This is a genomic window from Vibrio sp. 1978 (assembly GCF_033344345.1).
The window spans coordinates 1-606 of record NZ_JAWPOP010000706.1 but is presented as its reverse complement, the minus strand read 5'-3'; the positions used below and the strand labels follow the sequence as shown (position 1 = coordinate 606).

The window sequence follows — 606 nt, the reverse complement described above, 5'->3', positions numbered from 1 at the left end:
CGGCGTGGATCTCGATAAAGCGATGGCGGATGTTCGCGACGCGGTCGATCTGGCGAAACCTAAGCTACCAGCAGACAGTGATGAACCGACGGTCAATGAAGTCACTTTTGCTTCAGAGGAGCCTGTTTTAACTGTTGTGCTTTATGGCACGGTGCCAGAGAGAACCATTGTTCAAATCGCACGAACGTTGCGTGACCGATTAGAAAGCTTCCGCCAGATTTTGGAAGTCGATATTGCTGGTGATCGTGAAGATATTGTCGAGATCGTGGTCGATCCGCTTTTAATGGAAAGCTATGGATTGGATCAGGCCGATATCTATAACTTGATCGCACTAAACAACCGAGTGGTTGCGGCTGGGTTTGTCGATACAGGGTATGGGCGCTTTTCGGTCAAAGTTCCGTCGGTGTTTGATTCTCTGAAAGATGTTCTCGAATTGCCTATCAAAGTGAATGGCAAAGAAGTGATCACCTTTGGTGATGTGGCCACAGTTCGCCGAGCGTTTCGTGATCCGGAAAGCTTTGCCCGCTTGGATGGTGAGCCTGCCATTGTGCTTGACGTGAAAAAGCGTGCTGGCGAGAACATTATTGAAACCGTCGCGGTAGTTAG

General features: G+C 49.3%; 1 protein-coding gene. It reads left to right on the top strand.

Annotated features, from left to right (window positions below; all coding sequences use genetic code 11):
* The coding region (locus tag R8N49_RS28665) for an efflux RND transporter permease subunit (RefSeq protein ID WP_318190641.1) at positions 1–606 on the top strand (606 nt) is incomplete at both ends.